This window comes from Actinomadura sp. NPDC047616 (assembly GCF_040642915.1).
In the GTDB taxonomy this organism is placed as follows: domain Bacteria; phylum Actinomycetota; class Actinomycetes; order Streptosporangiales; family Streptosporangiaceae; genus Spirillospora; species Spirillospora miaoliensis.
Map to the genome: position 1 here is coordinate 355,864 of NZ_JBEYTB010000005.1, position 13,839 is coordinate 369,702.

At 73.8% G+C, this 13,839-nt stretch carries 14 protein-coding genes; 13 read left to right on the forward strand and 1 reads right to left on the reverse strand.

Translation table 11 applies throughout. The annotated features are described in order from the left end of the window. Positions 1–43 precede the first annotated feature (43 nt). Positions 44–1,915 carry a glycoside hydrolase domain-containing protein gene (locus ABZ801_RS15150; RefSeq protein WP_360697887.1) on the forward strand — a complete coding sequence of 624 codons (1,872 nt, stop codon included), beginning with the start codon at positions 44–46 and terminating at the stop codon, positions 1,913–1,915. A gap of 7 nt (positions 1,916–1,922) precedes the next feature. Here ABZ801_RS15150 and ABZ801_RS15155 read toward each other — a convergent pair whose 3' ends face one another. After that, positions 1,923–2,171 (reverse strand): hypothetical protein, encoded by a 249-nt coding sequence (locus ABZ801_RS15155; RefSeq protein ID WP_360697890.1) that lies wholly within the window; start codon positions 2,169–2,171, stop codon positions 1,923–1,925. Here ABZ801_RS15155 and ABZ801_RS15160 point away from each other — a divergent pair. The 12 genes from ABZ801_RS15160 to ABZ801_RS15215 all read left to right on the forward strand — a co-directional run bounded on the left by ABZ801_RS15160 (position 2,158) and on the right by ABZ801_RS15215 (position 13,753). Then, positions 2,158–2,496 carry a hypothetical protein gene (locus ABZ801_RS15160; protein WP_360697892.1) on the forward strand — a complete coding sequence of 113 codons (339 nt, stop codon included), beginning with the start codon at positions 2,158–2,160 and terminating at the stop codon, positions 2,494–2,496. The genes ABZ801_RS15155 and ABZ801_RS15160 overlap by 14 nt on opposite strands. 113 nt (positions 2,497–2,609) lie before the next feature. Further along, positions 2,610–3,428: an NUDIX domain-containing protein gene (locus tag ABZ801_RS15165; protein ID WP_360698191.1), complete on the forward strand. Its 819-nt coding sequence runs from the start codon at positions 2,610–2,612 to the stop codon at positions 3,426–3,428. Next, positions 3,425–4,483: a molecular chaperone DnaJ gene (locus ABZ801_RS15170; RefSeq protein WP_360697895.1), complete on the forward strand. Its 1,059-nt coding sequence runs from the start codon at positions 3,425–3,427 to the stop codon at positions 4,481–4,483. Before ABZ801_RS15165 ends, ABZ801_RS15170 begins: the two co-directional genes overlap by 4 nt. A 24-nt stretch (positions 4,484–4,507) precedes the next feature. Continuing rightward, complete coding sequence (locus tag ABZ801_RS15175) at positions 4,508–5,476, forward strand: hypothetical protein (RefSeq protein WP_360697898.1); 969 nt, start codon at positions 4,508–4,510, stop codon at positions 5,474–5,476. 20 nt (positions 5,477–5,496) lie between these two features. After that, the gene (locus ABZ801_RS15180; protein WP_360697901.1) at positions 5,497–6,771 is read left to right on the forward strand and encodes an adenylosuccinate synthetase; all 1,275 of its coding nucleotides are present in this window, start codon (positions 5,497–5,499) and stop codon (positions 6,769–6,771) included. Between the two features lie 188 nt (positions 6,772–6,959). Further along, complete coding sequence (locus ABZ801_RS15185) at positions 6,960–7,475, forward strand: nitroreductase family protein (protein WP_344958354.1); 516 nt, start codon at positions 6,960–6,962, stop codon at positions 7,473–7,475. 131 nt (positions 7,476–7,606) lie between these two features. Next, positions 7,607–8,785 (forward strand): hypothetical protein, encoded by a 1,179-nt coding sequence (locus tag ABZ801_RS15190; protein WP_344958356.1) that lies wholly within the window; start codon positions 7,607–7,609, stop codon positions 8,783–8,785. A gap of 156 nt (positions 8,786–8,941) precedes the next feature. Continuing rightward, positions 8,942–9,502 carry an EF-hand domain-containing protein gene (locus ABZ801_RS15195; RefSeq protein ID WP_360697905.1) on the forward strand — a complete coding sequence of 187 codons (561 nt, stop codon included), beginning with the start codon at positions 8,942–8,944 and terminating at the stop codon, positions 9,500–9,502. After that, a complete protein-coding gene (locus ABZ801_RS15200; protein WP_360697908.1) occupies positions 9,495–10,709 on the forward strand; it encodes an aminotransferase class I/II-fold pyridoxal phosphate-dependent enzyme in 1,215 nt (404 codons plus the stop codon). The genes ABZ801_RS15195 and ABZ801_RS15200 overlap by 8 nt, the downstream gene beginning before the upstream one ends. After that, complete coding sequence (locus ABZ801_RS15205) at positions 10,706–11,821, forward strand: cupin domain-containing protein (RefSeq protein WP_360697911.1); 1,116 nt, start codon at positions 10,706–10,708, stop codon at positions 11,819–11,821. Before ABZ801_RS15200 ends, ABZ801_RS15205 begins: the two co-directional genes overlap by 4 nt. Before the next feature lie 70 nt (positions 11,822–11,891). Continuing rightward, positions 11,892–13,325, forward strand: a complete 1,434-nt coding sequence (locus ABZ801_RS15210) for a hypothetical protein (protein WP_360697914.1) — start codon at positions 11,892–11,894, stop codon at positions 13,323–13,325. Then, positions 13,322–13,753 carry a nuclear transport factor 2 family protein gene (locus ABZ801_RS15215; RefSeq protein ID WP_360697917.1) on the forward strand — a complete coding sequence of 144 codons (432 nt, stop codon included), beginning with the start codon at positions 13,322–13,324 and terminating at the stop codon, positions 13,751–13,753. The genes ABZ801_RS15210 and ABZ801_RS15215 overlap by 4 nt, the downstream gene beginning before the upstream one ends. Positions 13,754–13,839 lie beyond the last annotated feature (86 nt).

Here is a 13,839-nt window from a genome sequence, read left to right on the forward strand (position 1 = left end):
GCTGAGGCCGGACGGCCCCGGCGGATCGTTCAAGGAGGACACCATGGCAGGGAAGCTGTCGCTGCTGGCGTCGTTCGCCGCCGGGACCCTCGCGGCCGGCGCGGGCGCGGGCATCGCCACCACCGCCGGATCGTCCGACCCGGACTCCGCGTCCACCACCGGGTCCACCAGCGGGTCCACCACGGCGTGGCTGACCGCCAAGGTGGCCGACGCCATGGGCACCAGGGGCGTCGTCACCTGGGTGCCCACCGGGTCCTTCGCGACCTCGGCGGAGGTGCGCGTCCCCCGGTACCCGTTCACGATCGACGGCAAGGACACCCGGAAGCTGAGCCTGTCGGCGGTGCGGGGCGAACAGGTCTCCGCCCAGATCGCCATCGCCGCCGGGCGGCGGCTCGACGGGGTGAGCGCCGACGTCGGCGACCTGACCGGGCCCGGTGGCGCGCGCCTGCCGGCGCCGCAGGTCCGGTTCGTCCGGTACGTACCGGTCATGCGCTCCAAGAGCGAGACCGACTGGTCGGCCACCGTCGACCAGGTCGCCTCCGCCCGCGAGGTGTCCGGCGACCGCAACCCCGACGTGGTCGGCGACCCGCTGGAGGAAGGGCCGTCGGTCGACGTGCCCGCCTACGCCGCGCAGCCGCTGTGGTTCACCTTCCACGTCCCCGCGGACGCCGGGCCCGGCTCCTACACCGGCACCATCGAGGTCGCCGCGAACGGCCGGGCGCAGGCCACGTACCCGCTGACCGTCGAGGTCGCCGACGCGGCCGTCCCCGACGCGTCCGCCTTCCGGTTCTTCCTGGACGTGTGGCTGCAGCCGGAGACGATCGCGCGGGCGCACGGCGTGCGGCCCTGGTCGCGCCGCCACTGGGAGCTCATCGAGGTCTACCAGCGCGACCTGCTCTCGCGCGGGCAGAAGGTCATCAACACCACGATCGTCCACGACCCCTGGCGGCACCAGTGGGCGCTCGGACGGCGGCGCTCGCAGACCTACCTGCCGTACGGCAGCATGATCGGCTGGACGTGGGACGGCACCCGGTTCGGGTTCGACTTCGCGCGCTTCGACCGGTACGTCGGCACCGCCCGCCGCGCGGGTCTCGGCCCCACGATCGGCGCGTACTCGATGCTGGCGTTCCACGACGCCGAGCACCTGACCTACGTCGACACCCGCTCGGGCCGGACCGTCCGCGAGAACGTCAAGCTCGGCGGCGGCCGCTGGAAGGACGCCTGGCGGGCCTTCCTCACCGCCTTCCAGGCGCACCTGGAGGACAGGGGCTGGCTGAAGCACACCTGGCTGTCGTTCGACGAGCGGCCGGTGGAGTCCATGAAGGTCGTCCGCGACCTCGTGCACGAGGCGGCGCCCGCCTTCGACGACCGCATCGCCGTCGCCGGGTCGGTCAACACCGAGCCGATCGCGTCGAACCTGTCGGTCGACTGGGGCGGCGTCGACGCCCTGACCCCGGCGAAGGCCGACGAGCGCCGCCGCGCCGGGAAGATCACCACGTTCTACGTCTACGGCCGCCCGCCGCACCCCAACGTCCTGTCCTACTCGCCGGCGATCGAGGGCCGGATGCTGCCGTGGATCGCGGCGTCGCGGCACCTGGACGGCTTCCTGCGCTGGTCGTACAACAGCTGGCCGCGCGACGTGTTCCGCGAGCCCGTGTTCGTCTTCACCCAGGGCGACGAGTACCTCGTCTACCCCGGCCCGGACGGCCCGATGTCGAGCATCCGGTGGGAGCAGCTCCGCGAGGGCGTCGAGGACTACGAGCTGATCGCCCAGGCGCGGCGGCGGCGCGGCGGCGACACCGACGCCCTGCGGCAGGCGTTCACCCTGGCCACCCGCGACCTGGACGGCCGCACCAAGAACCCCGCCGACATGGCCGAGGCGCGCCGCCTGCTGCTGCGGGAGCTGACCGGCTGAACCGGTCTCAGCCGCGGTGCGCCTCGCACCACGCCTTCAGCGACCGCGCCTCGGTGTCGACGTGGTCGCGGATCGTCCGGCCGGCCAGCAGCGTCGCCAGCGGTGCCAGCGGGCCCGACACCTCGAAGGTCAGCACGACGGTGACCTCGCCGCCCGCGCCGTCGCGCAGCTCGTGCCCGGCGGTGAAGCGCAGCCCGCGGCCGCCCGTGGTCCAGGTGAACGACTCCCCGTCGCGGATCTCGGTGACGACCCACACCCGGGCCGGCCGGCGCGGCTGCGTCAGCTCGGTGCGGGCGCCGGGGACCGCAGCCTGCGGAACATCGCGGCGGGCGCGGGCACGGTCCGCCCTCGCCGGGCACCCCGGCGCCGCGCTGCTGCTGGACGGCGTCATCGACTCCTGGCTCGAACCCCTGGTCGGCCTGGAGGACGTCCCCGGCCTGACCGCCGCCGGCCGCCGCACCCGCGCCCGCCTGGTCCTCGCCTTCACCCGCGGCGCCCTGCTCGACCTGCTGGCCACCGGCGACCGCGAGGAGGTCGACCGGATGGTCGACGACTTCATCGCGCTGACCCTCCCCGCCTAGCCGCGCCCGCGCGGGCCGCCGCCGGAAATGGGATGGACGCGGGGCGAAGTGTCGGTTATGTTGTTCTCATCCTGAGATGAACTCAGACTGAGAATGACTTGGAGGGCGGCGTGATGGCCGGGTGGGGCGAGCAGGACGAGCGGGAGTTCCTGGAGAGCTACGACCCGCGGGCCTACGACCCGGTCTCCGTGACGGTCGACGTGGTCGCGCTCACCATCCGCGACGGCGCCCTGCACGTGCTGCTGGTGCGGCGCGGCGCGGCCCCGTACGCGGGGATGTGGGCGCTGCCCGGCGGTTTCGTGCGCGGCGTCCGGGACGCCGAGGACCTGCCCGAGGCGGCGGTGCGGGAGCTGGCCGAGGAGACGGGGCTGACCGCCGAGGACGGCCCGCTGGAGCGCGTCCACCTGGAGCAGCTCGGCACCTACGGCACCCCGGGCCGCGACCCGCGGATGCGCGTCATCTCGGTCGCCTACCTGGCGTTCGCGCCCGAGCTGCCCGACCCCCAGGCGGGCGGTGACGCGGCCGACGCGGCGTGGACGCCGGTGGACGCGCTCGGCCTGACCGAGGCGGGGGACCAGCGGCCGGGCACCACGCGCAGGCTCGCCTTCGACCACGCGCGGATCCTGTCCGACGGGCTGGAGCGGGCGCGGTCGAAGCTGGAGTACACGCCCCTGGCCACGGCGTTCTGCGCCCCCGAGTTCACCATTCCCGAGCTGCGCGCGGTGTACGAGGCGGTGTGGGGCGAGGAGCTGCACGCGGGCAACTTCCACCGCAAGGTCCTGTCGGTCCCCGGCTTCGTGGAGAGCACGGGCGGCACCTCCGACAAGGCCGGACGGCGCGGCGGCCCGCGTCCCAAGCTCTACCGGGCGGGCGACGCGCGCCTGCTGCACCCCGCGCTGCTGCGGCCCAGCCGCGAGGAGGAGGTCCGATGACGATCCCCGACCTCGACGAGGCCCTGGCACTGCTGGACCGCGTCCGCACCCCCGCCGAGGTGTTCGGCGACGACACCGCCGAGGCGCCCCGCGTCTACCGCCGCCTGGCCCGCGTGCTGCACCCGGACGCCAACGGCGGCCGCACCCAGGACGCGTTCGCCCGGCTCAACGCGCTGTGGCGCGGCTACCGGCGGGCCGACCCCCACACGATCACGACGCCGCGGCACAGCTGCCCGCTGCTCGGCCGCGTGGCGTGCGGCGACCTCGCCGACCTCTACCGCTCCCACTACGGGGCGGCCGGGCCCCGGGACGGCGAGGTGCTCGTCAAGATGCCGCGCGACCCGCGCGACAGCGACCTGATGGAACGCGAGGCGGTGGCGCTGCGCCGGCTGCGCGAGCACGGGGACGCCAGGTTCCGGCCGTACGTGCCGAGCCTGGTCGCGACGTTCCGGCACCAGGACGCGGCCACGGGCGCGCGCCGCCGCGTCAACGTGGTGGACCGGCTCATGGGCTTCCACAGCCTCGCCGAGGTGCGGGCGGCCCATCCCGGCGGGGTGGACCCGCGCGACGCGGCCTGGATGTGGCGGCGGCTGCTGGTCGCGCTGGGCTTCGCGCACCGCGCGGGCGTGCTGCACGGCGCGGTGCTCCCCGAGCACGTGCTGATCCATCCCGAGCGGCACGGCCTGGTCCTCGTCGACTGGTGCTACTCGGTGTCCGGCGGTCACGCCGCCACCGACACCGCCACCGACATCGACACCAGCGGCCGCGTGCCCGCGATGGTGGACCGCTACGCCGACTGGTACCCGCCGGAGGTCCCGGCCCGCCGGACGGCGAGCCCCGCCACCGACATCCACATGGCGACCCGGTGCATGACCCACCTGATGGGCGACCGGGCGCCCAAGGCGATGCGGCTGTTCGCCAGGGGCTGCCGGCTGCCCGCCCAGGAGCGCCGTCCCGGTGACGCCTGGCGGCTGCTGGCCGAACTGGACGAACTGCTGGAGCGCCTGTACGGCCCGCGCAGATTCCGCCCGTTCACGATGCCGGCCACCCGATAAGACCCCGTACGAGGAGGAGTTCCCATGGGAAGCGGACGCTGGTCCACCGACGTCTACGCCGCCGCGGCCGACTACCGCAGGTCCACGGGCGCCAGCGCCTTCGCCTACAGCGACGGCGGCGCCTCCACCGTCCACCCCGACCTCGACCCGTCCGGCGTGATCCTCCGGGAGAGCCGCGACTCCGACGAGCACCCCGAGTCCCTGGCGATCGCGGTGCTGTTCGACGTCACCGGCTCGATGGGCACGGTGCCCAGGACCCTGCAGACGCGGCTGCCCGACCTGCTGGGCCTGCTGCTGCGCAAGGGCTACGTCGAGCACCCGCAGATCATGTTCGGCGCGGTCGGCGACGCCACCTGCGACCGGGCCCCGCTGCAGATCGGCCAGTTCGAGTCCGACAACCGGATGGACGACGACCTCGGCAAGATCCTGCTGGAGGGCGGGGGCGGCGGCCAGATGACCGAGTCCTACGAGCTGGCCATGTACTTCATGGCCCGGCACACCGCCATGGACTGCCTGGACAGGCGCGGCAGGCGCGGCTACCTGTTCATGATCGGCGACGAGCTGGCGTACCCGGCGGTCAAGCGCGCCGAGGTCGCCAGGGTGATCGGGCGGGCACCGCAGGAGGACATCCCCGTCGAGGAGATCGTCCGGGAGCTGCGGCGCAGGTTCGAGGTGTTCTTCATCATCCCCGAGGGCGGCTACCACTCCGGCGACCGCAGGCTGCGCGACTTCTGGCAGGGGCTGCTCGGCCAGAACGTCCTGTACCTGGACGACCTGGACGCCGTCTGTGAGACGATCGCGCTGACCATCGGGCTCGCCGAGGACGCCATCGACCTGCGGGAGGGCCTGGAGCACCTGGACGAGTTCGGCTCGGCCGCCGGACCCTCGGTGTCGCGCGCCCTGGCCCCGCTCGACGCCTCCCGGGCCCCGGCCGCGGTGTCGTCCGCGCCCGCCGACCTGGGCTCCGGCCCGGCCCGCCACACCCGCCTGTGACGCCGGAGGGGCGGCGGACGATGCGGCACGTGATCGTGGCCGACCTCGGGTTCGGCGACGCGGGCAAGGGCACCGTCGTGGACTGGCTCTGCGCACGGGGGCCAGAGCCGGTCCACGCGGTGGTGCGGTTCAACGGGGGCGCGCAGGCGGCGCACAACGTCGTCGCCCCGGACGGGCGGCACCACACCTTCGCCCAGTTCGGCTCGGGGACCTTCACGCCGGGAGTGCGGACGCACCTGTCGCGGTTCATGCTCGTGGACCCCCTGGCGCTGGCCGCCGAGGCGGCGCACCTGCGCGCGCTGGGGGTCCCGGACGCCCTCGACCGGGTGACCGTCGACCGCGACGCGCTGCTGACCACGCCCTACCACCGGGCCGCCAACCGGGCGCGGGAGACCGCCCGGGGCGCGGCCCGGCACGGCTCCTGCGGCATGGGCATCGGCGAGACCGCCGCATACGCCCTGTCCCACGCCGACGCCCCCCGCGCGGGGGACTGCCTGTCGCCCGCACGGCTGCGCCGGCGCCTGGCCGCGGTGCGCGACTGGTACCGCGCCCGGTTCCCCGGCGGTGAGCCGGTCCCCGACGTCGCGGACTGCGTGGACGCCTTCACCGCGTTCGGCGAACGCGTCCGCGTCGTCGGAGGCGAGCACCTGCACCGGCTGCTGCGCACCGGGAACGTCGTGTTCGAGGGCGCCCAAGGGGTGCTGCTGGACGAGTGGCACGGCTTCCACCCGTACACCACCTGGTCGACGACGACGTTCGCCAACGCCGAGACGCTGCTCGCCGAGGCCGGCGGCCAGGACGCCGTCCGCCTCGGAGTGCTGCGGGCCTACGCGACGCGGCACGGCCCCGGCCCGTTCGTCACCGAGGATCCCGTGCTGACGGCCGAACTGCCCGACCCGCACAACGGCACGGGCCGCTGGCAGGGCGCCTTCCGCGTCGGTCACCTGGACGCGGTGGCCCTCCGGTACGCCCGCGACGTGGCGGGCGGGGTCGACGCGCTCGCCGTCACCCACCTGGACGTCGCCCGCACCCGCCCCGACCTGCTGTACTGCCGCGCGTACGACATCGGGAGGCGGCGCGTGGACCGGCTGCCGGCGGGACCGGCGGGCGACCTCCGCCGCCAAGCCGCGCTCACCGAACGCCTGCTGACCGCGCGTCCCGTCTACGCGTCCCTGACCGACCCCGTGGCGACCATCGAGGAGACCCTGTCGGCACCCGTGGTGCTGCGTTCCTACGGCCCCACCGCCGCCGACAAGGAGACGACCCTCCCGGCGCCCACCGCCGTCCCGGGCTGACCGCGACTCGCCACGGCCGGGCACCGCGGCGTGATCGTCCCGGATGGACCCTGGCATAACCGCTCTCGTACGTCGACTCGAAAATCTTCGAAAAGAGGTGAAATGCGTTATTGAACGGCGCGTAGTCGTCCTGGCCGGGGCGACAGTTGATCGGGTTTCGCCGGTATCGGCGAGGGTAGGCGGGCCGTGTGGAGACGTGGGAAGCGATCACGTCGCGCCGCAACGTCCGGGCTTACGAAGACCGGGAGTTGCCGCGCGGACATCTCGATCGGATCCTTGAGGCGGGCCGCCGCAGTCCGTCGTCCCGCAATTGGCAGCCGTGGGACTTCGTGCTGGTCACCGGACGCGAGCGGCTCCAGGAACTGGCCAGGGTGTGGCGGGGAGCGGGCCATGTCGCCGACTCGGCGGCCACCGTCGCCGTCGTGGCGCGGACCCCGCGGGACTCCGCCGAGAGCGAGCGCCTCCACTTCGACCTGGGGCAGGCCGTGATGGCGATGATGCTGGCCGCCGCGGACCTCGGCATCGGCAGCGGACACGCCGCGGTGGCCGACCAGGACCTGGCACGTGAACTGATGGGGCTTCCCGACGACCGGTTCTGCGCCCATCTGGTCGGCCTCGGCTACCCGGCGGACCGCCCGCTCAAGCCCATCAGCCGCCCCGACCGCAGACCGTTCGACGACGTCGTCCACGTCGACCGCTGGTAGCCCGGCCGCCCATCGCGGTTCCGTCGCCGCCTCGGGAATTCGGGGGACCCGGCGTGATCTTCCATATCGACTCTGTGAACTCCGCGAATGGTCGTTGACGGAGTCGCGCCCTTTGTGCGGGACTGACTGTCATGGGAGAGCTACACGTCAGCGATGAGTTCGACGCCTTGATGGCGCGGCTGGACGCCATCTCGGATGTGCTGCAGGACAACGCCGACAAGAGCGAGGAACTCGGCCGCCTCACCGACGAGTCGGCCGAGGCCCTGCGCGAGACCGGTGCGTTCCGCGTCGGCATCCCGCGGGAACTGGGCGGCTACGAGTTCTCGCCCCGCCAGGTGATCGAGACCATCGCGAGGATCTCCTACGCCGAGGCCTCGGCCGGATGGGCGTTCATGGCTCTGCAGATGGTCACCGGGACCACCGCGGCCTATCTCGGCCCGGAGGCGGCCGGCGAGCTCTTCCCGGACGTGCGCGACGGGCGGCACGCGCTCATCGCCGGGCAGGGCACCAAGCTGGGCAGGGCGGTCAGGGCCGACGGCGGGTACCGGATCAGCGGGCACTGGCACTTCGCCTCCGGCATCTCCATGGCCAGCCACATCCACACCGCCGCGCTGGCCGAGGAGACCGGCGAGGCGCTGGTCTTCACGTTCCCCGTCGAGCAGGCGACCCTGGTGGACAACTGGGACGTGATGGGACTGCGCGCCACCTGCAGCATCGACTACGTGTGCGAGGACGTCTTCGTGCCGGACGCCTACGTCTACCCGATCGCCACGATGGACCCGCGCAACGGCGGCGCCGTCTACCGGATGGGCCTGGCCAACATGTCGGGCATCTGCCACACCGGGTGGGCGCTTGGCGTCGGCAGGCGGATGCTGGACGAGATGCGGGCGCTGGCGGCCAGGAAGTCCGGCGCGCCGGGAGCGTCGGTGGACACCCAGCAGTTCTACGCGGAGTACGCCGAGGCCGAGGCGAAACTGCGGGCCGCCCACGCGTTCGCCATGCAGGTATGGGCGGACAACGAGGCGACCCTCGACCGCGGCGGGCACCTGACGACCGAGCAGGAGACGCTGACCCGGCTGATGCTCAACCACACCACCTGGTCGGTGCACGCGGTGGGGCAGACGGTGTACAAGTGGGCGGCGACCGCCGCGCTGCGCCGTGGCGCCCTGCAGCGCTTCTTCCGTGACCTGCACGCGGGCACCCAGCACGTCACCTCGGGCCCGGTGGTCCTGCAGAACTGCGGCAAGTGGCTCGCCGGCCTCGCCCCCGGCGCCCGGTGGGTCTTCCTCGACCTGCAGGACCCGCGGTGACCACCCGATGACGCGCGCCAGCGGCCGGAGACACTCAATGTGATCTTATTGTGACCGAAAGTGGTCATAGTGGCGCCCGCGGCCTCCGCGATGCTTCCCGGCAATGGTCACGTCAGGTAGGTTAATGATCACGCAAAGTGATCAGGGGGTGTGTTCATGCCTGACGAGTCCGCCAAGGTCGCTCCCGCCGTGCTGGAACGGCTGCGGCTCCGGTTCCGGATCCTCGACACCGACGGCAACGGCTACCTGGAGGAGAAGGACTTCGACCGGCTCGCGGCCGAGGTGCTCGGCGCGATGGGCGAGCCGGAGGGGTCGGCGAAGGGACAGGCGGTGCTGGCCGGGCACCGCCGCTTCTGGTCGGGCCTGCGGGCCGCGCTGGACGCCGACCGGGACGGCCGGGTCAGCCTCGACGAGTACATCGCCGGGCTGGGCGACCCCGGCGACGCCGAACGGACCGCCGCCGACTACGCCGCGTCGCTCGCCGCGCTGGCCGACCGCGACGACGACGGGTACATCGAACGGGCCGACTTCCTCGCCTGCATGACCGCGCTCGGGTTCGCGCGGTCCAACAGCGCGACGCTGTTCGAGACGCTGGACGAGGCGGGCGACGGCCGCGTCCCGGTCGGCCGGTGGGCCTCGACGATCATGGACTACTACCGGTCGGAGCGCACCGACGTCCCCGTCCACGTCCTGACCCGACCGGCGTCCGATGCCTGATCCGGCCCGATCGGTGCCGGCGGGGCCGACCGGTCTCGGCACCCCCGTCCCGGCTCGCGCGCGCCGCCCCGTTCCGGCGGAGCGGCCCGCGCCCGGGACGGGGGTGCGGCCGCCCCGGCGGGCGATCAGGTCGCTGCGGCCGTCGTTCCTGTTCGAGTCCCGCCCCGAGGACGAGGGCCTGGTGAACCTCAGGGACAACGAGAACCCCTTCGCCGGTCCGCACCGGCACTACCCCGACAACACCCACCGCACGCTGGTCGAGCTGTACGCCGCCGCCCTGGACGTCCTGGAGGGCGCCGGCCCGCGGGCCGCCGCCGAGCGGCCGGAGCGGACCCGCTGGCGCTGGGGCCCCGAGACGATCCTGCCGACCCGCGGCGCGGGCGACGCCCTGGACCTGCTGTTCCGCACCTTCTTCGAACCGCGCGCCGACACCGTGGCGGTCACCCCGCCGTCCTTCGCGCTGTTCGACGAGCTGGCGGCCGTGCACGAGATCGGGTGCCTGGCCGTACCGCTCACCGGCACCGCGCACGACCGGCTCGACGTCGCGGCGCTGGCCTCGTCCGGCGCGGCCGGGATCTTCCTCTGCGACCCCGGCAACCCGGTGGGGACGTCGTTACGCCCCGGCGAGCTCGAGCGGCTGCTGGACGCCTACGACGGCCTGGTGGTCGTGGACGAGGCCTACGTGGAGTACGCCGGTCGTCCCTCGCACCGCCATCTCGTCCCCGGCCGCCCGAACCTGGTCGTCGTCCGGTCGATGTCCAAGGCGCTCGGCCTGGCGGCACTGCGGCTGGGCGCGGTGCTGGCGCACCCGGCGATCGTGACGGCGCTGCGGCGGGCCCGCCTGCCGTTCACGCTCCCCGCCCCGGTCGTCGCCGAGGCCGAGGCGGCCCTCGCCGACCCGGTCGGCCTCCGCCGCGCCATCGACCTGTTCGTCGCCGAACGCGACCGGCTGGCCGCGGGGCTGCGGCGCTGCCCCGGGCTGGGCCGCGTCGGCTCCGCGGCCGGGTTCGTCACCGTCCGCACCGAACGCCCCGCCGCCGAGGTCGCCGCCCGGCTGCGCGCCGCGGGCCTGGCCACCCTGCCCGACCCCATGGGATGGCGCGGCCACCTGCGCGTCTCGGTCGGCTCCCCGGCCGTCAACGACCGGCTGCTCGCCGTCCTCACCGAGGCCGGACGACGCACCACCGAAAGACGAGGACTCCCATGACCACACCGGCGACGGCGGCGCCCGGCGCCCTGACGGCCGTCACCACCGTGCACCGCGCCGACATCCGGGCGATCACCTCCGTCACGGTCGGCGGCCGGACGCACGAACTCGGGCAGCAGCGCGACTTCCGCCGCCACCCCGCCCTGTCGGCGTTCCTGCCCGACGCCGGGCGCCCGTCCTTCGCCTGGGTGCGGCTGCGCGACGGCGAGGAGCTGGCGGTGCACAGCCACCCGACGAGTTCGATGATCCTGGTCTGCCGGGGCACCGTCCGCCTCCTCGGCGACGGCGAACGGCCGCTCACCGAAGGCGACGTGGTGTGCGTGCCGCCGGGCCGCCTCCACGGGTTCCGCACCGGTCCGGGGGAGGAGTTCCACGGCCTCTCCGTCCAGTTCGAGGGCTCGGGCCTGTACGAGGACGAAGGCGCCCCCCGCGTCTCCTTCGACCCGGCCGCCGCCGGGGCGGCCGACGGCGCCGCGCTCGCCCAGGGCGGCCCCCTCGCCGACCTCGAACGCCTCAACGACGAACTGGCCGGACGGCACACCCGCAACTCCCTGTTCACCCTGCTGCGCAGTGGCCGGCTGCGCGACGACCCGCAGGCGCGCGCACGCTTCGTCGCCGCGCTGTACGTGTGGTCGTCCCACTTCCAGCGCATGCTGTACGCCCGCCAGGCCGTATGCGTGGACCCGCTCCTCGAGCGCGACTACGAGGAGCACCTGGGCGAGGAGTACGGCCACGACCGGATGCTGCGCGACGCCCACGGTGTCACCGCCGAGGTCGACGACCCGGTTCTGGAAGCCGCCTGCACCTGGTTCGTGGCGCAGATGTTCCAGCTGGACGAGGCGCAGAAGGTCGTCCTGGTGCACATGGTCGTCGAGACCAGCGGCCGGCTTTTCGGAGAGGCCGCCGCCGGCATCCACGCCCCGAACGCGGCGGACGACTTCTTCACCCTGCACGCCGCGGCGGACGACGACCACAGCAGGATCGGCCGGCACCGGCTGGCGGCGCTGCCCCCGTCGGAGTTCCCCCGCCTGCGGGCGACCTGCCGCCGGGCCTGGAGTCAGATGGACCTGATCCACGAACGCATCGCGGCGTGGATCCGCGAAGGCCGCTGACCACACGCCGGCGCCGGCCACGGTGGCGGCCGGTGCTCATGCCGCACACAGAACGGGAGGTGGTCCGGAGGTGGGGCGTGATCCGGTCGCGGCGCTGGCCGAAGAGATCGTCGACCTGTTCGCGGCCGAGGGGTACCGGTTCGCCGACGGGCCCGAACTGGAGGCGGAATGGTTCGTCTACGACGCGCTGAACATGGGCGCCGACCACCCCAGCCGTGCCGCCGACAAGGCCTTCCACATCGCGCGCCCCGGTGGCGGCTCGGGGCTGGTGCTCCGGGGGCACACCTCGCCGGTGCAGGTGCGGGAGATGCTCCGCCGCCCCGTCCCCCTGCGCATGGTCACCGCCGGGCGTGTCTTCCGCCCCGATCCGCTGGACGCCACGCACAGCCCCGTCTTCCACCAGGCCGAGGGGCTGGCCGTGGCCGAGAACCTGACCATGGGCGACCTGCGCGCCACACTCGCGCGGTTCGCCGTGGCCATGTTCGGCGAGCGCACACCCGTTCGGTTACGTCCGCACTCGTTCGCCTACACCGACCCGTCGGCCGAGGTGGACGTGTGCTGCCCGGCGTGCCGAGGCGGCGGGTGCGGGCTGTGCGACGACGGCTGGGTCGAGTGGGGCGGCTGCGGCATGGTCCATCCCCGCGTGCTGGCCACGTGCGGAATCGACCCGCTCCGCCACGCGGGCTTCGCCTTCGGCGTCGGCATCGAACGCACCCTCATGCTCCGTCACGGCTTGAGCGACATCCGAGACGTCATCGGACACGACCGGCCCCACCCGGGCCTGCGCGTCCCCAACGTGCCACGCCGTGCCGCCGAGGCGGTTTCGCCGTTCACCAGGCGGCAGGCCACCGCCCACGCGCTCACGGACGCCGGCTGGACGGAGCTGCACACCGGCCCCTTCCTGGATCAGGCCGTATGGGACGCACTCGGGCTGGGCGGAGACGACCCGCGGCGGGCCGCGCTCCATGTCGCCAACCCGCTCGACGGACAGCCGTCCGCGCTGCGCACCGCGCTGCTTCCCGGACTGCTCGCCGCCGTGCGAACCCGGGCGCGGCACGCCTCCGGCGAGCTCAGGGTGTTCGAACAGGGGAGGGTCTTCTCGCTGCCGTCCGGTGGGCTCCAGCCGCTCACGCCGCCGCCCACAGGTACCCGGCCTCGCCCCGAGCAGGTCGAGGCCGTGTGCTCGGCCATCCCTCCCCAGCCGTACCAGCTCGCGGCTGCCGTGACGGAGGCGCGGCACTGGCAGGCCATGGTCCCGGTCATCCGCGACGTGGCCCGGCAGTGGGCCGTCCCCCTCCGGCCGCAGCCCGGTCGTTCCCGTGGTTCCTGGCCGTGGCGCGGCGACCGCCCCTGGGTCCGCGTCGTCGCCGGCCGGACACCGGTGGGCGAGGCGGGCGAACTCGAACCCACGGTCCTGCGCCGCCTCGGCCTGCCCGCGACGGCGGTGGCTCTCACACTCGACCTCGACGCGCTGGAACGCAGGGAAAGGACGACCAGGAAATGACCCCGATCGAGCTCGCCGGCACCTACCGGGACGCGTTGACGCGCGCCGACCTGCAAGGAGTCCTGGCGTTGTTCAGCCCCGGCGCGACGGTGCATTCTCCGCTGTACGGTCCCATTCCGGCCACCGAGTTCTATCCCGAGCTCTTCGCCGACACCAGCCGTGCCAAGTTCCATCTGCTGGGCGTGGCCGAGGGCGGCAAACCGGACGGCGGGCGGATCGTCACCGTCTGGTTCCAGTTCGACTGGCGGCTGCCCTCGGGGCAGCCGGCCGACTTCGAATGCGTCGACGTCCTCGAACTGGCCGACGACGGCAAGATCACAACGCTTCACATCATCTACGACACCGTCACCGCCCGCCCCGCCTTCGAGGCCGAGAAGGGCGAGGGCAGTTCGTGGCGTCCCGCCTCGTCCACCGGCCGGGCGCGATGACCGGGGCCGGCCGGTGCGCACCGTGCCGGCCCGGCGCCGGCCGCGCGGCGAACAGGCCACCGTCGTGACGATCGGGGCCGCGTCGG

Coding starts and splice junctions, on each gene's coding strand:
- ABZ801_RS15150 (WP_360697887.1), top strand. CDS start 44: ATGGCAGGGAAGCTGTCGCTGCTGGCGTCGTTCGCCGCCGGGACCCTC.
- ABZ801_RS15165 (WP_360698191.1), top strand. CDS start 2,610: ATGGCCGGGTGGGGCGAGCAGGACGAGCGGGAGTTCCTGGAGAGCTAC.
- ABZ801_RS15170 (WP_360697895.1), top strand. CDS start 3,425: ATGACGATCCCCGACCTCGACGAGGCCCTGGCACTGCTGGACCGCGTC.
- ABZ801_RS15175 (WP_360697898.1), top strand. CDS start 4,508: ATGGGAAGCGGACGCTGGTCCACCGACGTCTACGCCGCCGCGGCCGAC.
- ABZ801_RS15180 (WP_360697901.1), top strand. CDS start 5,497: ATGCGGCACGTGATCGTGGCCGACCTCGGGTTCGGCGACGCGGGCAAG.
- ABZ801_RS15190 (WP_344958356.1), top strand. CDS start 7,607: ATGGGAGAGCTACACGTCAGCGATGAGTTCGACGCCTTGATGGCGCGG.
- ABZ801_RS15195 (WP_360697905.1), top strand. CDS start 8,942: ATGCCTGACGAGTCCGCCAAGGTCGCTCCCGCCGTGCTGGAACGGCTG.
- ABZ801_RS15200 (WP_360697908.1), top strand. CDS start 9,495: ATGCCTGATCCGGCCCGATCGGTGCCGGCGGGGCCGACCGGTCTCGGC.
- ABZ801_RS15205 (WP_360697911.1), top strand. CDS start 10,706: ATGACCACACCGGCGACGGCGGCGCCCGGCGCCCTGACGGCCGTCACC.
- ABZ801_RS15215 (WP_360697917.1), top strand. CDS start 13,322: ATGACCCCGATCGAGCTCGCCGGCACCTACCGGGACGCGTTGACGCGC.